At 58.3% G+C, this 21,396-nt stretch carries 19 protein-coding genes; 3 read left to right on the forward strand and 16 right to left on the reverse strand.

Annotated features, from left to right (window positions below):
- The 7 genes from GHO41_RS06215 to GHO41_RS06245 all read right to left on the reverse strand — a co-directional run.
- The coding region (locus GHO41_RS06215) for a protein-glutamate O-methyltransferase CheR (protein WP_153433194.1) at positions 1-856 on the reverse strand (856 nt) is incomplete at its 3' end.
- A complete protein-coding gene (locus GHO41_RS06220; RefSeq protein ID WP_048391006.1) occupies positions 853-1,368 on the reverse strand; it encodes a chemotaxis protein CheW in 516 nt (171 codons plus the stop codon). The genes GHO41_RS06215 and GHO41_RS06220, both read right to left, overlap by 4 nt.
- Positions 1,368-2,990 (reverse strand): methyl-accepting chemotaxis protein, encoded by a 1,623-nt coding sequence (locus tag GHO41_RS06225; protein ID WP_048391004.1) that lies wholly within the window; start codon positions 2,988-2,990, stop codon positions 1,368-1,370. The genes GHO41_RS06220 and GHO41_RS06225 overlap by 1 nt, the downstream gene beginning before the upstream one ends.
- A 196-nt stretch (positions 2,991-3,186) precedes the next feature.
- The gene (locus GHO41_RS06230; RefSeq protein ID WP_153326142.1) at positions 3,187-3,909 is read right to left on the reverse strand and encodes a tellurite resistance TerB family protein; all 723 of its coding nucleotides are present in this window, start codon (positions 3,907-3,909) and stop codon (positions 3,187-3,189) included.
- 41 nt (positions 3,910-3,950) lie between these two features.
- Complete coding sequence (locus GHO41_RS06235; protein ID WP_048368157.1) at positions 3,951-5,057, reverse strand: NADH:flavin oxidoreductase/NADH oxidase; 1,107 nt, start codon at positions 5,055-5,057, stop codon at positions 3,951-3,953.
- A gap of 131 nt (positions 5,058-5,188) precedes the next feature.
- The gene (gene recJ, locus GHO41_RS06240) at positions 5,189-6,898 is read right to left on the reverse strand and encodes a single-stranded-DNA-specific exonuclease RecJ (RefSeq protein ID WP_048368159.1); all 1,710 of its coding nucleotides are present in this window, start codon (positions 6,896-6,898) and stop codon (positions 5,189-5,191) included.
- A gap of 40 nt (positions 6,899-6,938) precedes the next feature.
- A complete protein-coding gene (locus tag GHO41_RS06245) occupies positions 6,939-7,481 on the reverse strand; it encodes a YaeQ family protein (protein WP_153326136.1) in 543 nt (180 codons plus the stop codon).
- Between the two features lie 205 nt (positions 7,482-7,686).
- Here GHO41_RS06245 and GHO41_RS06250 point away from each other — a divergent pair, with 205 nt between their 5' ends.
- Both GHO41_RS06250 and GHO41_RS06255 read left to right on the forward strand, forming a co-directional pair.
- Positions 7,687-8,886 (forward strand): CaiB/BaiF CoA-transferase family protein, encoded by a 1,200-nt coding sequence (locus tag GHO41_RS06250; protein WP_153433195.1) that lies wholly within the window; start codon positions 7,687-7,689, stop codon positions 8,884-8,886.
- Positions 8,887-8,926: 40 nt separating this feature from the next.
- The gene (locus GHO41_RS06255; RefSeq protein ID WP_153433196.1) at positions 8,927-9,811 is read left to right on the forward strand and encodes a TIGR02285 family protein; all 885 of its coding nucleotides are present in this window, start codon (positions 8,927-8,929) and stop codon (positions 9,809-9,811) included.
- A gap of 176 nt (positions 9,812-9,987) precedes the next feature.
- Here GHO41_RS06255 and GHO41_RS06260 read toward each other — a convergent pair whose 3' ends face one another.
- The 6 genes from GHO41_RS06260 to xerD form a co-directional block, all read right to left on the reverse strand.
- The gene (locus GHO41_RS06260) at positions 9,988-10,383 is read right to left on the reverse strand and encodes a response regulator (RefSeq protein ID WP_048368166.1); all 396 of its coding nucleotides are present in this window, start codon (positions 10,381-10,383) and stop codon (positions 9,988-9,990) included.
- A 246-nt stretch (positions 10,384-10,629) separates the two neighbouring features.
- Positions 10,630-12,726 (reverse strand): transporter substrate-binding domain-containing protein, encoded by a 2,097-nt coding sequence (locus GHO41_RS06265; protein WP_153433197.1) that lies wholly within the window; start codon positions 12,724-12,726, stop codon positions 10,630-10,632.
- Positions 12,727-12,845: 119 nt separating this feature from the next.
- Positions 12,846-14,255, reverse strand: coding sequence for a threonine synthase (thrC, locus tag GHO41_RS06270; protein WP_153326133.1), 1,410 nt, complete (start codon positions 14,253-14,255; stop codon positions 12,846-12,848).
- Positions 14,256-14,363: 108 nt separating this feature from the next.
- Positions 14,364-15,668, reverse strand: a complete 1,305-nt coding sequence (locus GHO41_RS06275) for a homoserine dehydrogenase (protein WP_048390998.1) — start codon at positions 15,666-15,668, stop codon at positions 14,364-14,366.
- 136 nt (positions 15,669-15,804) lie between these two features.
- The gene (locus GHO41_RS06280) at positions 15,805-16,536 is read right to left on the reverse strand and encodes a thioredoxin fold domain-containing protein (RefSeq protein WP_048368169.1); all 732 of its coding nucleotides are present in this window, start codon (positions 16,534-16,536) and stop codon (positions 15,805-15,807) included.
- Between the two features lie 132 nt (positions 16,537-16,668).
- Positions 16,669-17,565 (reverse strand): site-specific tyrosine recombinase XerD, encoded by an 897-nt coding sequence (gene xerD, locus GHO41_RS06285; RefSeq protein ID WP_048368170.1) that lies wholly within the window; start codon positions 17,563-17,565, stop codon positions 16,669-16,671.
- A 119-nt stretch (positions 17,566-17,684) separates the two neighbouring features.
- Here xerD and GHO41_RS06290 point away from each other — a divergent pair, with 119 nt between their 5' ends.
- Positions 17,685-19,484 (forward strand): sodium:proton antiporter, encoded by a 1,800-nt coding sequence (locus GHO41_RS06290; RefSeq protein WP_153433198.1) that lies wholly within the window; start codon positions 17,685-17,687, stop codon positions 19,482-19,484.
- Between the two features lie 258 nt (positions 19,485-19,742).
- Here the strand turns inward: GHO41_RS06290 and GHO41_RS06295 are convergent, their stop codons facing one another.
- From GHO41_RS06295 to trmD, 3 genes are all read right to left on the reverse strand, one after another.
- On the reverse strand, positions 19,743-20,150 hold the full coding sequence (locus tag GHO41_RS06295) for an acyl-CoA thioesterase (protein ID WP_048368173.1): 408 nt from the start codon (positions 20,148-20,150) through the stop codon (positions 19,743-19,745).
- A 96-nt stretch (positions 20,151-20,246) separates the two neighbouring features.
- A complete protein-coding gene (gene rplS, locus GHO41_RS06300) occupies positions 20,247-20,597 on the reverse strand; it encodes a 50S ribosomal protein L19 (protein ID WP_003175895.1) in 351 nt (116 codons plus the stop codon).
- A gap of 46 nt (positions 20,598-20,643) precedes the next feature.
- Complete coding sequence (gene trmD / locus GHO41_RS06305; protein ID WP_048368174.1) at positions 20,644-21,396, reverse strand: tRNA (guanosine(37)-N1)-methyltransferase TrmD; 753 nt, start codon at positions 21,394-21,396, stop codon at positions 20,644-20,646.

Here is a 21,396-nt window from a genome sequence, read left to right on the forward strand (position 1 = left end):
GTGCAGGTTTGGGCAGCGGTCTGGGCTCAGCCAGCGCTGGCCGCGCAACAGGCACCGGCTCATGGCTGTGACAGAAGGCAAACGACTGCGGTGCACCGATCGAACGCATGCCCAGGCGGCCCAGCAGGCTGCCCTCGGCCGGGCCGATAAACAGTGCGCCGTCGTCACGGGTCAAGCGCTTGAGGATATCCAGCGCCTGATGCTGAGTCTTGAGGTCGAAATAGATCAGCAGGTTGCGACAGAACACAAAGTCATAAGGCAGGTGATGGCTGAGCAGCGTCGGGTCAAGCAGGTTGCCGACATGAAAAGTGACCTGCTCGTGCACCCGCTCAGCCAACTGATAACTGTCATTGACCGGGGTGAAATAGCGCTCACGAAAATCAATTTGCTGGCCGCGAAATGAGTTTTTTCCATACAGCGCCGACCGCGCCCGCGCCACCGATAACGGGCTGACGTCCAGGGCTTCGACCTTGAACTGATGCCCAACCAGACCGGCATCAAACAGGGCCATGGCAATCGAATACGGCTCTTCGCCGGTGGAGCACGGCAAGCTCAGAATGCGCAGGGTATGCAGGCCGCTGGTGTCGGCCAAACGCTGGCGGGCCAGACGGCCCAATGTGGCAAACGACTCGGGATACCGAAAAAACCAGGTCTCGGGCACGATCACCGATTCGATCAACGCCTGCTGCTCATCGTGTGAACACGTCAGGCGCTGCCAGTAGTGATCGTTGTCGGGCATGTTCAACGCAAGGCAACGCTGGCGCACGGCACGCTCGATAATCGCCAGGCCCACGGACGCAACATCCAGGCCAATGCGTTGCTTTAAAAAATCGTAAAAGCGCTGGTCGTCTCTCATGCGAGCCCCTCTGCGCTGGCGTCATCCAGGCTCGGAGGGAACAGCAGCGCGCACACCGCCGGGCTCAACAGGTCGTCGACATGGATCCACTGCAGCAAGCCCTGGGCATCCTCACGAACCGGCCCCAGGTACGGCGCGTCGCGGTTATCCAGGCCGTAGGGCTGAAAATCTGCCGGGTCGCAGCGCAAGGTCGCGTTGGCCTGCTCCAGCATCAGCCCCAGCAGTTTGCCACGAAAATTGACCAGCACCAGCCGCGTGCTGGTGCGGGCCACGGCTTCGTGGCCAAAGGTCATGGCGCTGATGTCGATGACCGGGACCATCTGCCCACGGTGCGCAAACACGCCAGCCACCCAGGCCGGGGCGTGAGCAATCGGTTTGAGCGGTAAACGCGCCAGCACCTCGACCACATCGGTCGCCGACAAGGCATAACGCTCATCCCCGATGTAGAACACCAGAAACAGGCGCTGGCTCGGCGCCACGGCGGCCGCACGCTTGGTTAAAAGTTCGCTCATCAGACTTTAAAACGCGAAACGCCACTGCGCAGCCCAACGGCAACCTGACTGAGTTCGTCGATCGCGAAGCTGGCCTGACGCAAGGACTCTACGGTCTGACTGCTGGCATCACCCAACTGCACCAGTGCCAGGTTAATTTGCTCGGCGCCGGTGGCTTGCGCCTGCATGCCTTCGTTGACCATCAACACGCGCGGCGCCAAGGCCTGAACCTGATGAATGATTTGCGACAGTTGCTCACCGACTTGCGTCACCTCGGCCATGCCACGGCGCACTTCTTCCGAGAACTTGTCCATGCCCATCACACCCGCCGACACGGCGGACTGGATCTCGCGCACCATTTGTTCAATGTCATAGGTGGCCACAGCCGTCTGGTCAGCCAGGCGACGTACTTCAGTGGCAACCACAGCGAAACCACGGCCATATTCACCGGCTTTTTCGGCTTCGATGGCGGCGTTGAGCGACAGCAGGTTGGTCTGGTCGGCCACTTTGACGATGGTGACGACCACTTGGTTAATGTTGCCGGCTTTTTCATTGAGGATCGCCAGCTTGGCATTAACCAGATCGGCAGCGCCCATCACCGAGTGCATGGTTTCTTCCATGCGCGCCAGGCCTTGCTGCCCGGAACCGGCCAGAATCGAAGCCTGATCGGCAGCCGAAGTTACTTCGGTCATGGTGCGCACCAGGTCACGGGAGGTGGCGGCAATTTCGCGGGAGGTCGCGCCGATTTCCGTGGTGGTGGCTGCGGTTTCTGTTGCCGTGGCTTGTTGCTGTTTGGACGTGGCAGCGATCTCGGTCACCGAGGTGGTGACCTGGACCGAGGACCGCTGGGCTTGAGATACCAGCGCGGTAAGCTCGGTCATCATGTCGTTGAAGCCGGTTTCGACGGCACCGAACTCGTCTTTGCGGTCCAGGTTCAAGCGTGAGCTCAAATCACCGGAGCGCATGGTTTCAAGGATCGAAACGATGCGCTGCATCGGCGACATGATCGCCTGCAACAACAGGTAGCCGCACAGCCCGGCAGCCAGCACAGCCACGATCAGCGAGATCACCATGCTGATTTTTGCCGTCGTCACTGCATTGGCAATGGTTTCGGTGGCGTGGTTGGCCTGCGTGCGGTTGGTATCAATGATGGTGTTGAGTTGCTTGCGCCCCGCGGCCCACAGCGGGGCCAGTTGCTCGTTGAGCATGGCATCGGCTTGCTCGGTTTTTTTGTCTTCGTAAAACTGCAGAACGCCAGACAACGCCTTGGTGTACTCACCGTGGATGCGCTCGAATTCATCAAACTCGGCGCGGTCCTGGTCATCAAAAATGGTGGTGCGGTAGTTGTCCAGCTCTTGGTTCATGCGGTCTTCGTAGCTGGCATACAGCTTACGGTCTTCGCTGGTCAAATCACGCTGAGTGGCCGAGCCGACCAGTTGCAGGGTCAGGACATAGCTGTCGACCCAGGCACTGCGCACCATCGAACTGTAATAGACCCCGGGAATCGAATCGGTGCGAACGGTCTCTTCGCTCGACTCAATCGACAACAGGCGCGAGTAAGACGCGACAACCATCAGCAACATGATGGCGATGATCACCGCAAAGCTCGCCAAAATGCGTTGGCGTAACGTCCAGTTCTTCACAGTCTATCCTCGGGGCCATTCAAATGATGGAGGAGTATAGCCGAGGGCCAGCAAGGATTCTCACGGACGTTGAGACTGTTCTCACAGCAATTAGTAAAAAAACCTACAACACAGCTAACAGTGTAGGAGCGAGCTTGCCTCGCGATCTTTTCGACGTTTAAAAGATCGCGAGGCAAGCTCGCTCCTACAAGGGCAGTTAAACCTGAGCCTGTTTAACCTGCGCCTCCAGTTCAGCTTTTAGCCCCGGATCAAGCTTGAGTTGCTTGGCCAGTTCATCCAGATAAGCCCGTTCACCGAATGCCTCTTCATCCACCAGGATGAGGCTGGCAATGTACATTTCTGCGCCGATTTCCGGGGTGGTGGCCGCGCTGGCGACTTCAGCCGGGTCCAGCGGTTTGTTCAGTTCAAGTTGCAGCCATTGCTGCAGTTGCGGGTCGTGCTTGAGCTTGCTCAACTCGCCCTCGATCATTTGCCGCTCGCGATCGTCAATGTGACCATCCGCCTTGGCCGCCGCGACCAGGGCTTTGAGAATCGCCTGACTGTGTTCCTCAACCTGCACCGGCTCGACACGATCAATGGTTTGCGGCGGGTGTTCGGGGGCAGTGCCCTGGCTGGCCTGCCAGTTGCCGTAGGCTTTGTAGGCCAGTACGCCCAAGGCCGCCAAACCCCCATAGGTCAAGGCCTGGCCGCCGAACTTGCGGCCGCGCTTACTGCCCATTAACAGGCCCAGGACACTGGCCGCCATCGCCCCACCCCCTGCCCCCGAGAGCAGGCCGCCGAGCCCGCCCGCACCCAGCACATTGCCCAACCCCCCTTTATTGGCACTGGCGCCAGAAGCGTTGTTTGACGCACCGGTCTTTTTCTCCAGCAGTTCCTGGCCAGACTTCAGCAGTTGATCGAGCAATCCACGGGTGTTCATTAGCAACCTCCTCGTAACGGGTTCAGGTGACAGGTCGGGTTTCAGTCGCGCAGGTCCGATTCATGAATCGGCTGATCGCGATGGGTCGCACGCTGGTACTGCGCAGGCCAGATCGCTTTTCTGCCGCCCAGATCATCATCGGCATGCAGCGGCCAGTACGGGTCACGCAAGAGTTCACGGGCCAGTAGAATCAAGTCCGCCTGACCGGTGCGCAAAATATGTTCGGCCTGCGCGGGTTCGGTGATCATCCCCACCGTGCCCGTAGCGATGGCCGCCTCCTTGCGCACGCGCTCGGCAAATCGGGTCTGGTAACCCGGCCCCACCGGAATTTCTGCCGAGGCCGCCGTACCGCCCGACGACACGTCAATCAGATCAACTCCCAAGGCTTTAAGACGCCGCGCCAACTCAACCGTTTCGTCAGGGTTCCAGCCATCTTCGACCCAATCGGTAGCCGAAACGCGGACAAAGACCGGCAGTTCTTTAGGCCACACTTCGCGCACCGCTTCGGTCACTTGCAGCACCAGGCGGATGCGATTCTCGAATGAACCGCCGTACTCGTCGAGGCGCTGGTTGCTCAGCGGCGACAAAAATTGATGCAGCAAGTAACCGTGGGCAGCGTGAACCTCCACCACCGAAAAGCCAGCTTCGAGCGATCGCTTGGCGGCATCGATAAAGGCTTGAACAACGCCCTGGATCTGTTCTGTATCCAGTTGTTTGGGCGCCGTGTGATTGGGGTCAAAGGCAATGGGTGATGGCCCGACCGGCACCCAGCCGCCCTCGTCCACTTTGACGCTGCCATGTTTGCCCAGCCAAGGGCGATGCGTGCTGGCCTTGCGCCCGGCATGCGCCAGCTGAATCCCCGCCACGGCGCCCTGGGCGCGGATAAAGCGGGTGATGCGTTGCAGCGGTTCGATGTGTTCGTCGCTCCACAGCCCAAGGTCTTGAGCGGTGATCCGGCCATCGGGGGTCACCGCGGTGGCCTCGGTAAAAATCAGACCGGCACCGCCAACGGCCCGGCTGCCCAAGTGAACTAAATGCCAGTCATTGGCCAGCCCATCAACGCTGGAGTATTGGCACATTGGCGAGACCGCAATGCGGTTATTCAAGGTCAGTTGGCGCAGGGTGTAGGGTTCGAGCAGCAGACTCATGGGTCACCTCTCATTCCAGTGGGTAGGCTCCAGGCACTCCTTAGAGACTAGTCGACAACACTGGAAGAGGTGGGGTTCAAATGAGCGTGCAGCTCCTGCAGCGTTATTGGTCAGCCAAAAGGGGGCAGGCGTTAGCGCGGTTCGATGTGGGCGATCATCAGTTGCACGGTTTCGTTACCGCGAAACTCGTTGAGGTCGAGTTTGTAGGCCAGTTCGACCCAGCGAATGGTCGGATTGGGCCACACTTCGCGGTCTACTCCAAAGGCAATGCCGTCCAGTTTGACGCTGCCGCACTCGGTCTTGAGCACGACTTTCAAATGCCGCTCGCCAACAATGCGCTGCTCGACTAATTGAAACACCCCGTGGAACAGCGGCTCAGGGAAGTGCTGCCCCCACGGCCCGGCATGGCGCAACGCGCGCGCCAGTTCAAGGTGGAATTCTTCAATCGCCAAACTGCCGTCAGACAACAGCCGACCGGTCAGGTCTTCCTCACGCAGTTGACGTCGGACCTCTTCGTCAAATGCTTGAGCAAACAGTGGGAAGTTGGCTTCAGGCAATGTCAGACCCGCTGCCATGGCGTGGCCGCCGTATTTGCTGATCAACTCCGGGTGCTGCGCCGCGACCACGCTGAGCGCATCACGAATATGAAAGCCCGGTACCGAACGCCCCGAGCCCTTGAGCATGCCGTCTCCGGCATCGGCAAAGGCAAAGGTCGGGCGGAAATAGCGCTCTTTGAGGCGCGAGGCCAGAATCCCGATCACCCCTTGGTGCCACTCCGGGTCGAACAGGCACAAGCCAAACGGCATGCTGTCCAGAGTCAATTCCTTGAGCTGGGCCAGCGCTTCACGCTGCATACCTTGCTCAATGGACTTGCGGTCCTGGTTCATTTCGTCGAGCTGGGCGGCCATGTCCCGCGCCGCGTTGGGGTCGTCGGTGAGCAGGCACTCAATGCCCAGGCTCATGTCGTCCAGCCGCCCGGCCGCGTTCAGCCGTGGACCGAGAATAAAGCCCAAGTCGGTAGAGGTAATCTTCGAATGATCGCGCTTGGCCACTTCCAGGATTGCTTTAAGCCCTGGCCGCGCCCGCCCGGCGCGGATTCGCTCAAGCCCCTGATGCACCAGAATGCGGTTGTTGGCGTCCAGCGGCACCACGTCGGCCACGCTGCCCAATGCCACCAAATCGAGCAATTCGGCGATGTTGGGCGCTTTGACCGTTTGATACCAACCCAAGCTGTTCAAGCGTGCACGCAAGGCAATCAGGACGTAGAAGATCACCCCTACCCCGGCCAGCGCCTTGCTGGGGAACTCGCAACCCGGCTGGTTAGGGTTGACGATGGCATCGGCCGCCGGCAGTTCGTTGCCCGGCAAGTGGTGGTCGGTGACCAGAACGCTCAGTCCGGCTTTTTTCGCCGCGGCTACGCCTTCGACGCTGGAGATCCCGTTGTCCACGGTGATCAGCAATTGCGGTGAACGGGTCAGCGCCACTTCGACGATTTCTGGCGTCAGACCGTAGCCGTACTCAAACCGGTTGGGCACCAGGTAGTCGACATGGGCGGCGCCTAGCAGGCGCAAACCGAGCATGCCCACGGTACTGGCCGTGGCACCGTCGGCGTCAAAGTCACCGACGATCAAGATGCGCTGGCGCTGTTCAAGCGCCACCACCAGCAAGTCCACCGCCGCATCGATGCCCTTGAGCTGCTGGTACGGGATCAACCGCGCCAGGCTCTTGTCCAGTTCAGCTTGTGATTGCACCCCCCGCGCAGCGTACAAACGCGTAAGCAGGGTCGGCATTTCGCCCAAGAAAGGCAGGGTTTCGGGCAGTGGACGAGGTTCGATGCGCATAACCGGGGGGATGTTCTCTTAAAGTGTTGAACCGAGTGAATTAACCGCGTTCGCCTTGCAGCCACTGCAACTGAACTTCGTGCTGGCCACGGTCGTCGGTCACGAACACGGTGCCTTCACTGATCATCACATCCCACTTGATAACGCGTGGCATGTCTTTGGCCAGCACTTCCAGAACCTCTTGCGGAACGGCAGCGATGTTGACGTTTTTCAGGTTTTTGATCGCCGGGATGACCTTGCCTTCCCAGACGCGCAAGCTGCCATAGGCCAGCAAACTGGTGCGCTCGGTGCGGCGCGAGCACCAGGTCAGACGGTCGGCATCGGGCTGGCCGACTTCGATCCAGTGCAGAACACGGTCATCCAGGCTTTTTTCCCACAGCGCTGGTTCGTCTACATCTGAAAGGCCTCGGCCAAACGACAGATGCTCGTTGTACCAAAGGGCGTAAGCCAGAAGGCGCACAGCCATGCGCTCTTCGGTTTCCGAAGGGTGGCGGGCGATGGTCTGCTTGACGGTTTCATAGACCCCACGATCGAGATCGGTGAGGTTGAGTTCGAACTTGTAGGTCGTGGACGGCTGGGCCATGAACGGGCTTCTTGATACGGAGAAAGACGGCAAGTCTAACCGATCCGCCCATGCTCTGTGGGAGCGGGCTTGCTCGCGATGCAAACAACGCCGTCTATCTGAATCAGCGCGGTGATGTTATCGCGGGCAAGCCCGCTCCCACAGGACGTGGTGCCACGACCTATGTTAAAACGCTGTTCTCGTTCGCTCTGCATAAGGACTCCGCATGTCGCTCGCCACCAAACCCCTTTCGGGCCTCAAGGTTATCGAACTGGGTACCCTGATCGCCGGTCCTTTTGCCTCGCGAATTTGTGCCGAATTTGGCGCCGATGTGATCAAGGTGGAATCACCCGATGGCGGCGATCCCCTGCGTAAATGGCGCAAGCTCTATGAAGGTACGTCGCTGTGGTGGTTCGTCCAGGCGCGCAACAAGAAATCCCTGACGCTGAACCTCAAGCACCCCGATGGCCTGAACATCCTCAAAGAGCTGTTGGCCGGGGCTGACATCCTGATCGAGAACTTCCGCCCTGGGGTTCTGGAAAAACTGGGTTTGGGCTGGGACGTGCTGCACGCCTTGAACCCCAAACTGGTGATGGTGCGTTTGTCGGGCTTCGGGCAGACCGGGCCGATGAAAGACCAGCCCGGTTTTGGCGCGGTGGGTGAGTCCATGGGCGGGTTGCGCTACATCACCGGTTTTGAAGATCGCCCGCCCGTGCGCACCGGCATTTCGATTGGCGACTCGATTGCCGCGCTGTGGGGCGTCATTGGCGCCTTAATGGCATTGCGTCATCGTGAAGTGAATGGCGGCCTGGGCCAAGTGGTGGATGTGGCGCTGTACGAAGCCATTTTCGCCATGATGGAAAGCATGGTGCCGGAGTTCGATGTGTTCGGCTTTATTCGCGAGCGCACCGGCAATATCATGCCGGGCATCACGCCCTCCTCGATTCACACCAGCAAGGACGGCAAGCACGTACAGATTGGCGCCAATGGCGACGCAATTTTCAAACGCTTCATGCTGATTATTGGCCGCGAAGACCTGGCGAACGATCCGCAACTGGCCAGCAACGATGGCCGGGATGCCCGCCGTGACGAGCTGTACGGCGTGATTGACCGCTGGGTTGCCTCGCTGCCGCTGCAAACCGTGCTTGATCACCTGAACACGGCAGAAGTCCCCGCCAGCCGCATTTTCTCGGCCGAAGACATGTTCACTGACCCGCAATTTTTGGCCCGCGAAATGTTCTTGCAGGCCAAACTTCCTGACGGCAAAGCGTTCAAAATGCCAGGCATCGTGCCTCGGCTTTCAGACACGCCAGGGTCAGCCGAGTGGGTAGGACCGGAGTTGGGCGCTCATAATCAGGAGGTCTTGGCTGATTTGGGCTACGACGCCAGCGCCATCGTTAAATTGAAACAGGCAGGCGCTATTTAACCGTTAAGCCGTTTTAAGGACCGCCAAGGAGACAGGCCCAATGACCAAGCGCTGGAAATGGCGAGGCATCTGCGCGGGGTTGATAACCTCAGCGATGTTTTTTTGCACGCCCGGCGCGCTGGCGGCCGAAAAACTCATTTGGCTGGTGCGCGACCTCCCACCAATGGCAGTGCACGATGGCCCGAACAAGGACCAAGGCATCATCGATCGCTTGCTGCCGGTGCTGATCGCCAACATGCCGCAGTATGAGCATGTCATCCAGCGGGTCAATCGGGCTCGTTCCCTGCAAATGCTAGAAGGGCAAGAGCTGGCCTGCGATCCAATGCTGGTGTGGAATCAGAGCCGTGCCCTGCACATTGTCTATTCAAGCCCGATCTTCGGTTTACGCAGTAACGGGCTGGCCATTCGCCGTACGGATGAACAACTTATCGCGCCGTTTGTGCATGACCAGGCCGTCGACTTGCCTGCCCTGCTGAGCGCTCAGTCCGTCAAGCTCGGTCTGGTGGCCAAACGCAGTTACGGGGTCTGGATTGACGATCAATTGTCAAAAAGCCCGAGGGATCCACTTTTTATCCATTACGGCAACGATGCGATAGGCAGCCTGTTGCAAATGCAACACGCCGGACGCCTGCCGACGCTGCTGGGCTATTGGCCAGAGATTCAGTCAAAGGCCAAGCAATATGGCCTTTCATCCAAGGCGCTGGCTTTTTACCCGATCCAGGGTGCCCCGGCCTACCAAACCATCTACGCAGGGTGCACAAAAACTCCGCAAGGGCAAAAAGCCATTGCCGACATCAATACGGTACTGGGACATCTGCCTCGGGATTCAATTGCGTCTGCGCAGACCTTTTGGATACAGGCCGACCAAGCCGATGATGGCCGTGCCTCTGACCCGCTCCCGGTGCAAGAACCGACGGTGCCCTGACAAAAAAAGCACAAAAAAAACCCCGAGCAGTGGGGAGACAACTCGGGGTTTAACAAGGTCATGATGACCTGCTCAGCAAGCTACAAGTCTCGGAGCAAAAGACTTGATCTTGCTGATGAAAAATCTGACACAGCTAACGCTACAAAGGTTCCCGATACGCGGGATCAATTTTCACTTCATGCGCCAGCCCGTGCGCCATAAGCATCCAGCAAGCGTCCGAGGCCGTTAACGGTCACGGGTTTGGGCAAATACCCCAACACCTCCAAACCTTCCTCGCGGGCCGTACGTACTGCGCTTTCAACTACGTGTGGCGCGGCGCAACTGAGAATAATCAGCGCCTGGGCTTCGCGCTTGGTCGCCAACTCACGAATCAACTCAATCCCGGACAACCCTTCCAGATGCAAATCACAAATAGCCAGGTCAATGCCCTCGCATTTGGCCAATGAGCAACGGGCAGACTCGACACTCTCGGCAGCCAGCACGTCAAAAATGCGAAAGGCGTTCAACATTTGGTGTAGCACCATGAGTTGAAATGGATTGTCTTCAAGAATCAGAACTTTCATTGAGCGCATAAAGGGCCTTGGAAGAGTTCGCGCACTATTGGCAAGGGGACCGACTTTAGTGCGATTGCCTAAGAATCGACATAAGACAAATCCTAAATCGATGTAGGCCAATTCATAAAAACAAAACTAATTGATGCCGCCTTTAACCCTGATACCTGTCCATCAAGGGGCATGAGAGTGGGCTAACCGCGAGTTATTGACCAGCGATGCAACCTGGATCAAAAACACCGCTAGACAAGATCATATCTGCGGTGGCTAACCGTTCACCCCCATTTTTGGCGTCTTGGACAGGTCAAACCAGCCTCCCACCACCCCTTCCAAATGACCTGAGCCCGAGTAAAAAGGCACAACCCAGCAACACACCTCACCACCGGCCGTTTTGAAGGCCTGGCTGCGCTTTTGATAAAAAGGCTTGCGGTTACGAAGCACCGACATCAACTCAGCATGAAACTGCTCTGCGATTTCAACGGATAAAAACGGCACTTCCGTCATGCGCCGCCCGTGAATCAGTTCTAGCCGGGTCGAAAAAAAATCTTCGTAAGTGCGGTTACAGGTGATGACTTGTCCTTCAAGCCCCTTCACAAAAATCGGACTGGGGATCGCATCAAAGAAGCGTTGTCCAAATCCCAGGCGGGCGCTTAAAGCGCTCTCGGCCAAGCGTGCAATGCGCAACTGGTTTACCAGGCGTCGGTTCCACATCACCAGAACGCCCCCCAGGCCAATAGCGCCTGCCAGCCCCCCGTACAACAACGGTAATATCGACACCTGCGGTTCGATCGGCATTTTCTTGAGGTCATGCAGCCACTTGTGCCGCAGTGCCTGCATATCAGTCATGGGGATGGCCTCTAAACCCTTGTTCAGTATGTCGAGCAGTTCCGGGAACTGATCCGCAACCGAAAAGTTATCGGAGGCCCAGCGACCATCGACACTTCGGCCTACTTTCAAGTGTCTGGCCGGGTGCAGATACGCCTGTGTTTCATTCTGGATCGTGGCCAGCGCTTCGCCTTGCTCAACCAGATCACGTGCCTGCGCATAGTTCTCGACACTGCGCAGGATGATGTCGGGGTAGTTGCGCCGAATCATTGATTCCAGCGCATGCCGGGCCGGCAGCGCCAAGACTTTGCCCGCGAGTTGATCCAGAGAACTCAGGCGAAAGTCATTGTTACGCACGACGAAGACCCAAGGAGCGCCGCCATAGGAATAGGTGAAATTAAGATAAGCCTGACGCTCGGCATTCTTGGCCAGGGTGGTATTCATCTGCGCCTTGCCGCTTTTGAGCATTTCCAGGGTTTGCGCTGTTGAGGCGCTTTCTTGATGGACAAACTGCAACCCGGTCATATGGGAAATACGCGCCAGAATATCCGCGTTCAAGCCCTCCCAGCGCTGCTCACCGTTTTTAAAGACATACGGCGGGTATTGCTGAGAAGCAACCATGACCACCGGATTTTGCTTGATCCAGGCGTGCTCGCGAGGCAGCAGTTGTATGTGCTGCTGGCCAATAGCGCCCAGATGCCCTGCGTGCCAGCGCGAAAGGATCACATGGCCCATTTCGTCATCCAGGCTGTTCAATGCGCGATCAATCAAGGCCTGCAACTGCGAATCACCGCGGCGCACGGCAAAGGCAAAACCTGACTCAGGCAAAGCGCTCTGCCCCAAAACACGCAAGCTGGAGTAAGACCGCAGCGTCTTGAAGCCCCGGACAATGATTTCATGGGCAACCAGCGCATCAATGTCGCCTTCATTGAGCGCTTCCAGCGCACTGTGCAAGGTGGGGGTGAGGATGATCTCGCTGTCGGGGTAGAACGCATCGGCAACGTGTGCATCGACCTCGCCGTCGAGAAAGCCGATTTTTTTGCCTGCCCAGTTCCCGTCGGGCGCTGCTGCTTCTTTGCCCACCATCACTGAGCGATCGGTCATGTATTCATTTGAGAACAGCAGGCCTTCAATACCGCGCTCGTAGCCGGTGGCGCTGGTCAGAATGTCGATTTTGCCCGAGAGCAGCGCTGCCACTGCCTGGTCACGCTTGCTGAACCCCAACACTTCAACCGTGACCCCCAGTTTGTCCCGCACCAGGCTGAGGTAATCGGCACTGATGCCCTGATAACGGTTGCGCTCGTTGGCGATGTCCATGGGGGCGTAATCGCCAATGGAGATACCCACGCGTAGCCGGCCGCGCGCCTCCAGCCAGTGCTGTTGCTCGTAATCAAGCACCAGCGGCTTGAGTTCGATAAAGCTTTTCGGCAGCCGGAACGGCAAGCCTTGGGCTGCCTGAGTGCTGGTAGTGACGCTCACCAGCGCGATGCAGAGTACCCGCAACATCCATGATTTCAGCACGTGGGCAAAACGTGACATGACAGCCTCCTTGACCGGCTACTCGCCAGCATAAGGAGGCGAAAACCGAGCAAGTTTGCCACGCACCCACAAAAAAGCCCGTCAGATGACGGGCTTAAAAGTACGTAAGAAAAAGACCCTTAGAGGGCTTTCCCACGGTTGCCATGCTGGCTGACAAAGGCCTGTACGGCTTTAAGGTCATTGGCCAAAACGGTGTAACGCTCTTCTCGCTCAAACAAGTCGGAAAGGTGAGCAGGAAGCTCCAGAGCTTTTCCTACACCCGCTTTCTCAACAGCCTCGGGGAACTTGACCGGATGCGCCGTCCCCAGAATAACCATCGGGATATCCAGGCTGCGACGGCACTCACGAGCCGCCTTCACGCCGATGGCGGTGTGCGGATCGAGTACTTCCCCGGTTTCAGCGAACACCTGGGCGATGGTGTCGCAGGTTTGCTCGTCGTTGACCGCCAACGAGTCGAACAGGCGGCGAGCTTCAGTCCAGCGATCGTCTTCCACGCTGAAGGTGCCGGTTTGCTTGAACGCGTCCATCAGGCCCGCAACTGCGGCGCCATTGCGACCATGCAGGTCGAACAGCAGGCGTTCGAAGTTCGACGACACCATGATGTCCATGGACGGCGACAGGGTCGCGTGCAGGGTCTCTTTGGCGTACTGGTTGCCGCTCATGAAGCGGTGCAGGATGTCGTTGCGGTTGGTGGCTACGATCAACTGATTGATCGGCAAGCCCATATTGCGCGCCAGGTAGCCGGCGAAAATATCGCCAAAGTTACCGGTCGGCACCGAGAACGACACTGAACGGTGCGGGCCGCCCAGTTGCAGGGCTGCGTGGAAGTAGTAAACGATCTGGGCCATGATGCGTGCCCAGTTGATCGAGTTCACGGCGACCAGGCGCGTGCCCTTGAGGAAGCCCTGATCAGCAAAGCTGGCCTTGACCATTTCCTGGCAGTCATCGAAGTTGCCTTCGATGGCGAGGTTGTGGATGTTGTCGCCAAACAGAGTGGTCATTTGACGACGCTGTACTTCCGACACCCGGTTGTTCGGGTGCAGGATGAAAATATCCACGTTCTCGCAGTGCTTGCAGCCCTCGATGGCCGCCGAGCCGGTATCGCCCGACGTTGCGCCAACAATGACCACGCGCTCGCCACGCTTGGCCAGCACGTAATCCAGCAAACGCCCCAGCAATTGCAGGGCAAAGTCCTTGAACGCCAGCGTAGGGCCGTGGAACAGCTCAAGTACCCACTCGTTGCCATTGAGCTGACGCAGCGGTGCAACCGCGCTGTGAGCAAAGGCGCCGTAGGTTTCTTGGAGGATTTTTTTGAAATCGGCATCAGGAATGCTGCCGGTGACAAACGGGCGCATCACCCGGAATGCCAACTCGTGATACGGCAGGCCTGCCCAGGAAGCGATTTCTTCCTGAGTAAAGCGCGGCAGGTTTTCCGGCACGTACAGACCGCCATCGCTGGCCAGACCGGCCAACAGAACATCTTCAAAATTCAGGGCCGGTGCCTGGCCACGGGTGCTGATATAGCGCATTGGTTCAAACCTTCGGTTTGAGCGGCAAGCAGTTCAGCAGCAAGCGACAAGTAAAGCCAGCGTGGCCTTTAACTTGCGGCTTGCAGCTTACCGCTTACCGCTGCTTCATTAATTGAGACTTTCTACGCGGATGCGAACGACCGGACCTACAACACCTTGCAACGCTTCAAGCGCAGTGATGGCGTCATTGATGTGCTGCTCGATAACACGGTGAGTCAGCAAAATCATTGGCACCAGACCGTCATGCTCTTCGGCTTCTTTCTGCATGATCGATTCGATGTTGATACCGCGCTCCGACAAGATGCTGGCCACTTGAGCCAGGACGCCCGGATGGTCTTTGGCCTGGATGCGCAGGTAGTAAGCACTTTCGCACGCTTCGATCGGCAGGATCGGGTGAGCAGACAGCGCGTCCGGCTGGAAGGCCAGGTGCGGCACGCGGTTCTCCGGGTCGGAGGTCATGGCGCGCACCACGTCAACCAGGTCAGCCACCACCGAGGAGGCGGTCGGTTCCATGCCGGCGCCAGCGCCGTAGAACAGGGTCGAACCTGCCGCGTCACCATTGACCATTACCGCGTTCATCACGCCATTGACGTTGGCGATCAGGCGATCAGCCGGGATCAGGGTCGGGTGAACCCGCAGCTCGATGCCGCTGGCCGTGCTGCGCGCAACGCCCAGGTGCTTGATGCGATAGCCCAGGGCTTCTGCGTAGTTCACGTCAGCCGTGGTCAGCTTGGTGATGCCCTCGGTGTAGGCTTTGTCGAATTGCAGCGGAATGCCGAAGGCAATCGACGCCAGAATCGTCAGTTTGTGCGCCGCATCAATGCCTTCAACGTCGAACGTCGGGTCTGCTTCGGCATAGCCCAACGCTTGCGCTTCGGCCAGTACGTCTTCAAACGTACGGCCCTTTTCGCGCATTTCGGTGAGGATGAAGTTACCGGTACCGTTGATGATGCCCGCCACCCAGTTGATGCGGTTGGCCGACAAGCCTTCACGAATCGCCTTGATCACCGGAATACCACCGGCAACCGCTGCTTCGAACGCGACGATCACGCCCTTTTCCTGAGCCTTGGCGAAGATCTCGTTACCGTGCACGGCAATCAGCGCCTTGTTGGCGGTGACCACGTGCTTGCCGTTTTCGATGGCTTTGAGCACCAGTTCACGGGCGATGGTGTAACCACCAATCAGCTCGATAACGATGTCAATTTCAGGGTTGGTGGCAACAGCGAAAACATCGTTGGTAATGGGGGTACCGGTAATGTCGCACTGAGGGTTTGGCGTACGCAGAGCAATTTGCGCAACCTGGATGCCACGCCCGGCACGGCGGGCAATCTCCTCGGCGTTACGCTTTAGTACGTTAAAGGTACCGCCACCGACGGTCCCGAGCCCACAGATACCTACTTTGACCGGATTCACGCTGAACTCCCCATAAAACGGCCGACTCAAGGTCGGCCGTGAAAAACAACCGTGGTCTGCCACGGTTCTCTATTAATAGCCGGGCAGCTGAAGTGCCCGGCCATGATCGTTACCGGCTTAGCGTAACGACGCAGGATTATTTAACACTGAGTGCCAGCTTGCCAACCTGCGCAGCAGGCTGATAACCCGGAATTACCTGACCATCGGCAAGTACGATGGCCGGTGTGCCGTTGACCCCGATGGACTGCCCCAAGGCAAATTGCTTGGCAACCGGGTTGGCGCATTTCGGCGCGTTGACGGTTTTGCCGTCGGTCATCTTGTCCATGGCGCTTTTCTTGTCCGTGGAACACCAGACCGCCTGCAGCTGTTGATCACCCGGCGAGCCCAAGCCCTGGCGCGGGAACGCAACATAGCGCACTTCGATCCCCATTTTGTTCAGTTCGGGGATTTCGGCGTGCAATTTATGGCAATACGGGCAGGTGGTGTCGGTGAAGACGGTGATATGCGACTTGGTTTCACCGACCGCAGGGTAAACGACGGTTTCGGCCACCGGAATACCATTGATCAGTTTGGCAACGCCATCACGCTCAGCCTTTTCGGTGAGGTTGACCGGCTTGCCGTCCTTGAGCTGGAACATGTAGCCCTGCACGATGAACTGGCCATCAGCGCTGGCATACAGCACGCGGCTGCCCTTGAGTTTGACTTCATACAGGCCCGCCATCGGGCTTGCGCTGATGCTCTCGATCGGAACATCCAGTTGCAGCGTATCAAGGCTTTTGCGAATGGCTTGTTCGGCGCCGGTATCTGCGAAAGAAAACGTACTGACCAACGCAATGGCTGCGGCGGCGAAAATCTGGGTCACGCGCATGGGAACTCCTGAAGGCGGACAAACGGCCAAGCCTGATACCACGGTGTAAAAACGGGTTTTGGCGGCTCGCTTTCGAAACCGGCAAAGCCTACCACAGATGGCTTGCCGGGCCGACGATCAACTGACGTCCAGCTAGCCTCGCGGATGGTGCTGGGCGTGCAGATCTTGCAAGCGGGCGCGGGCCACGTGGGTGTAAATCTGCGTGGTGGACAGGTCGCTGTGCCCCAACAGCATCTGCACCACGCGCAAATCGGCGCCATGGTTGAGCAAATGGGTGGCAAACGCGTGCCGCAACGTGTGCGGAGACAGCGATTTTTCGATCCCGGCCACCATGGCCTGATGCTTGATGCGGTGCCAGAAGGTCTGGCGCGTCATTTGCTCACCGCGCAGGCTGGGGAACAGCACATCGCTGGGGCGGCCATTCAACAACTCGGCACGGCCGTCGCGCAGGTAGCGCTCAACCCAGACAATCGCCTCCTCACCCATCGGCACCAGCCGCTCCTTGCTGCCCTTGCCCATCACCCGCAGCACGCCCTGGCGCAGGTTCACTTGCTCCAGGGTCAGGCTGACCAACTCGGTCACCCGCAACCCGCAGGCATACAGGACTTCAAGCATGGCGCGGTCACGCTGGCCGATGGCTTCACTCAGGTCTGGCGCGGCGAGCAAGGCTTCTACGTCTGCTTCTGACAGTGACTTGGGCAAAGGCCGGCCTAACTGCGGCATATCGACCTGCAAGGTCGGGTCAACGGCTATAAGCTTTTCACGTAAGAGATAGCGATAGAAACCCCGTGCACCGGACAAAAAGCGTGCAGTCGAGCGCGGCTTGTACGCTTGGTCGAGGCGCCAGGCCAGATGATCGAGGATCAACTCGCGCCCGGCATCGATCAACTCGATACCGCGTTCCTGCAACCAGCCATTGAACAGCGCCAGGTCGCTGCGATAAGCATCGCGGGTGTTGTCCGACAGGCCTTTTTCCAGCCACAGGGCATCCAGAAAGCGGTCGATAAGCGGGTTGTCGATGGCAGGCATTGGCACTCGTACAGCACGGGCAGTGAGCCGCGCACAAATAAAATGTGAATTGAAAAAGCGGCCGCTAGTCTTTCATAGGCAGCCTGCGCGATAAACCATCAGTTTTTACGGGACTACGTATGACCGAACAACAGATTTTGCTGTCTTTCGGCGGTATCGGCCTTGCCGCACTGGCGTCCCAGTGGCTGGCCTGGCGGCTCAAGCTGCCGGCCATCCTGTTTTTGCTGCTGACCGGTATTTTGGTAGGCCCCGTGCTGGGCTGGCTCGACCCGCAAGCGCTGTTTGGCCCGCTGCTGATGCCGCTGGTTTCGCTGGCGGTGGCGTTGATTCTGTTTGAGGGCAGCCTGACCTTGCATCTGTCCGAATGGCGTGAGATCGGCAGCGTGGTACACCGTTTGGTGACTATCGGCGCCCTCGCCACCTGGGCCGTGATCACCTTGGCCACCCATTGGCTGCTGGGCTTTGACTGGCTGCTGGCCCTGCTGTTCGGCACCCTGACCCTGGTCACCGGGCCGACCGTGATAGTACCGATGCTGCGCGTGGTGCGACCCAAAGCGTCGATTGCCAACATCCTGCGCTGGGAAGGCATCGTTATTGACCCGATTGGCGCCCTGCTCGCCGTTGTGGTTTACAGCTTTATCATCGCCCGCGCCAGCGACAACGGCCTGAGCCAAAGCTTGTTGACGTTTGCCGGGGTCATCGTCTGCGGCAGCCTGTTTGGCATTATCGGCGGCTGGATCATGGGCCAGATCGTGCGCAAGCAATGGCTGCCGGAATACCTGCAAAGCCTGGCGACGCTGGCCGGGGTGCTGGGGGTATTTATTGCGGCCAACCAAGTGATGCACGAGTCCGGGCTGCTGGCGGTCACGCTCATGGGCATGTGGATGGCCAACATGAAGGGCGTCGATGTGCGCAACATCCTGCACTTCAAAGAAAACCTCAGTGTGTTTCTGATTTCAGGCCTGTTTATTCTGCTGGCGGCACGTCTGGACTTGCACGCCATGATCGGCCTCGGGCCTGTGGTGCTGGTTTTGCTGTTGATCATTCAGCTGGTTGCCCGCCCTTTGAATGTGCTGCTGTCCACGGCAGGGTCAAAGCTCAGTTGGCGCGAGCGCGCCTTGCTGGCCTGGATCGCGCCGCGGGGGATCGTCGCAGCGGCCGTGTCGGCGATTTTCGCGATCCGGCTCAACGAGGCGGGGCATGAAGGTGCGCTGTTGCTGGTGCCGCTAACCTTTGCAGTGATCATTGGCACTGTGGTGCTGCAAAGTGCAACGGCACGGCCGCTGGCGCGCCTGCTCAAAGTCGCAGAACCGCCCCCCAGCGGTTTTTTGATCGTCGGCGCAAACGGTCCGGCCCGGGCCATCGGCAAGGCACTGCAACAGCAAGGCAGCCGCGTGGTACTCACCGACTCCAACTGGGAGAACATCCGCGCTGCGCGCATGGACAACTTGCCCACTTACTTTGGTAATCCGGCCTCACAACATGCGGAGACTCATCTGGATCTGGTGGGGCTTGGGCATTTACTGGCATTGTCGGCGTCTGGCGAGCTGAACACCTTGGCCGCGGTGCGCTTCGCCCATGAGTTTGGCCCGCGCCGGGTGTTTGCTTTGGCCAACGGCCAGGAACACCGCCGTTCTGACAAGCATCGCGCCAGCCATGAATACCGGGGGCTTGCGTTGGGCAATCCGGCGCTGACCTACGGGCAATTGGCCAGCGAACTGAGCCAAGGCGCGGAGATGTACAGCACCACCCTGACCGACAACTTCACCTGGGAGGATTACCAGACGTTGCACGGCAAACGCGCCACCCTGCTGTTCGCCCGGGACAGCACGGGCTGGGTGCATGTGGTGACGCTCGAAAGCGAATTGAAACCGGGCGCAGGGTGGACGTTACTGGCGTTGATCAGGCAGGACGCCTGAATGGATTACGGCTGCTGCGCAGCCGGACGTCGCCTCGCAAAGCTCGACAACTGCTACGGACGGAGTACACCCGTGGACACATCTGTAGGAGCGAGCTTGCTCGCGATCTTTTGATCTGCAAATGGTTTTACGGCTGCTACGCAGCCGGACGTAGCCTCGCAAGGCTCGTCAACTGCTACGGACGGAGTACACCCGTGGACACATCTGTAGGAGCGAGCTTGTCTCGCGATCTTTTGATCTGGCTTTGACGTCGCGGACCTAATACCCCGGCAACACCGGCACCGGGCGTTTGGCATCGTCGATGGCGACAAAACTGAACAAGCCCTGGATCGCCAGTTCACGACCATCACTGCTCATGCTCTCGACATACACTTCAACTTCAACCTTGAGGCTGGTGTTGCCCACTTTCACGACACGACCAATCAATTCAACAATCGAACCCGCCGCGATCGGGTGGTTGAAGTCGATACGGTCAGTCGAAACGGTCACCAACGGTAAACGGCAGAAACGAGTCGCGGCGATGAACGAGACTTCGTCCATCCAGGCCAGCGCTGTGCCGCCAAACAAGGTGTTGTGGTGATTGGTGGTCGAAGGGAATACCGCTTTGGTAATGCTGGTGACGGATAAATCTGTACGACGTTGGATCTCTTGCTCGCGCGAAGTCATGCTTTTTACTACCTACAACTGGACAAAGGTCTGACAAATTTCAGGCAACAAAAAAGCAGCCCGAAGGCTGCTTTTTTCTGCATCGGGAAGCTGGACTTAAGCCAGTTTTTCCTTGATGCGAGCTGCTTTACCGGACAGGTCACGCAGGTAGTACAGCTTGGCTTTACGAACGTCACCGCGACGCTTCACAGCCATGCTGTCGATTTGCGGGCTGTAGGTCTGGAAAGTACGCTCTACGCCAACACCGTTGGAGATTTTACGAACAGTGAAAGCACTGTTCACGCCACGGTTACGCTTGGCAATCACTACACCTTCGAAAGCTTGCAGACGCGAACGGTCGCCTTCCTTCACTTTCACCTGAACGACAATGGTGTCGCCCGGGGCAAAGGTAGGGATCTCTTTGGTCATCTGCTCTGCTTCGAGTGCAAGGATGATTTTGTTAGTCATGCTGTGCTCCTAAGGTAGATCGTCTGGATCTACCATCGATACGTTGTTAACTATCGTCCCGCTCGCGGATATATTCCTCAAGCAGCTTCTTCTCTTCTCCAGAAAGCGAGCGGCTTTCCAGAAGATCGGCGCGTCGTTCAAAGGTCCGCCCAAGGGACTGCTGTAAACGCCAACGCCGGATGTGTGCATGATTGCCACTTAGCAATACGTCGGGAACACGCTGATCCGCATACACCTCCGGTCGGGTGTAGTGCGGGCAATCCAGCAGACCGTCCGTGAAGGAATCCTCCTCCGCGGAGTCCACATGCCCTAAAGCTCCGGGCAGCAGTCGTGTAACCGCATCAATCAGAACCATCGCCGGCAGCTCGCCACCGGAAAGTACATAGTCACCAATCGACCACTCTTCATCGACATAAGCGTCTATAAAACGCTCGTCAATGCCTTCATAACGACCTGCAATGAGGATTAATGCTTCCTCATTCGCCAGTTCGCGTACCGCCGACTGATTAAGCTGGCGGCCTTGGGGCGACAGGTAAATTACCTTCGCCGCCTCTCCGGCTGCTTCTCTGGCCTGAACCAGCGCATCTTCCAGAGGCTTGATCTTCATCACCATGCCCGGACCACCGCCAAATGGGCGATCGTCCACAGTGTGATGCCGGTCCGTTGTGTAGTCCCGCGGATTCCAACAGGTGAGCTGCAAGAGCCCTTGTTTCACCGCGCGACTGGTGATGCCATAGTCGCTGATGGCGGAAAACATTTCGGGAAACAAACTGATCACTTCTACGCGTAATTTAGCCAC

The organism is Pseudomonas sp. FSL R10-0399, from assembly GCF_009600165.1.
Classification (GTDB): Bacteria; Pseudomonadota; Gammaproteobacteria; order Pseudomonadales; family Pseudomonadaceae; genus Aquipseudomonas; species Aquipseudomonas helleri.

Bases quoted from the DNA above. Each gene is read 5' to 3' on its own strand.
- GHO41_RS06220 (WP_048391006.1), bottom strand. From the start codon at position 1,368: ATGAGCGAACTTTTAACCAAGCGTGCGGCCGCCGTGGCGCCGAGCCAG.
- GHO41_RS06230 (WP_153326142.1), bottom strand. From the start codon at position 3,909: ATGAACACCCGTGGATTGCTCGATCAACTGCTGAAGTCTGGCCAGGAA.
- GHO41_RS06235 (WP_048368157.1), bottom strand. From the start codon at position 5,057: ATGAGTCTGCTGCTCGAACCCTACACCCTGCGCCAACTGACCTTGAAT.
- recJ (WP_048368159.1), bottom strand. From the start codon at position 6,898: ATGCGCATCGAACCTCGTCCACTGCCCGAAACCCTGCCTTTCTTGGGC.
- GHO41_RS06245 (WP_153326136.1), bottom strand. From the start codon at position 7,481: ATGGCCCAGCCGTCCACGACCTACAAGTTCGAACTCAACCTCACCGAT.
- GHO41_RS06250 (WP_153433195.1), top strand. From the start codon at position 7,687: ATGTCGCTCGCCACCAAACCCCTTTCGGGCCTCAAGGTTATCGAACTG.
- GHO41_RS06255 (WP_153433196.1), top strand. From the start codon at position 8,927: ATGACCAAGCGCTGGAAATGGCGAGGCATCTGCGCGGGGTTGATAACC.
- GHO41_RS06260 (WP_048368166.1), bottom strand. From the start codon at position 10,383: ATGCGCTCAATGAAAGTTCTGATTCTTGAAGACAATCCATTTCAACTC.
- GHO41_RS06265 (WP_153433197.1), bottom strand. From the start codon at position 12,726: ATGTCACGTTTTGCCCACGTGCTGAAATCATGGATGTTGCGGGTACTC.
- thrC (WP_153326133.1), bottom strand. From the start codon at position 14,255: ATGCGCTATATCAGCACCCGTGGCCAGGCACCGGCCCTGAATTTTGAA.
- GHO41_RS06280 (WP_048368169.1), bottom strand. From the start codon at position 16,536: ATGCGCGTGACCCAGATTTTCGCCGCCGCAGCCATTGCGTTGGTCAGT.
- xerD (WP_048368170.1), bottom strand. From the start codon at position 17,565: ATGCCTGCCATCGACAACCCGCTTATCGACCGCTTTCTGGATGCCCTG.
- GHO41_RS06290 (WP_153433198.1), top strand. From the start codon at position 17,685: ATGACCGAACAACAGATTTTGCTGTCTTTCGGCGGTATCGGCCTTGCC.
- GHO41_RS06295 (WP_048368173.1), bottom strand. From the start codon at position 20,150: ATGACTTCGCGCGAGCAAGAGATCCAACGTCGTACAGATTTATCCGTC.
- rplS (WP_003175895.1), bottom strand. From the start codon at position 20,597: ATGACTAACAAAATCATCCTTGCACTCGAAGCAGAGCAGATGACCAAA.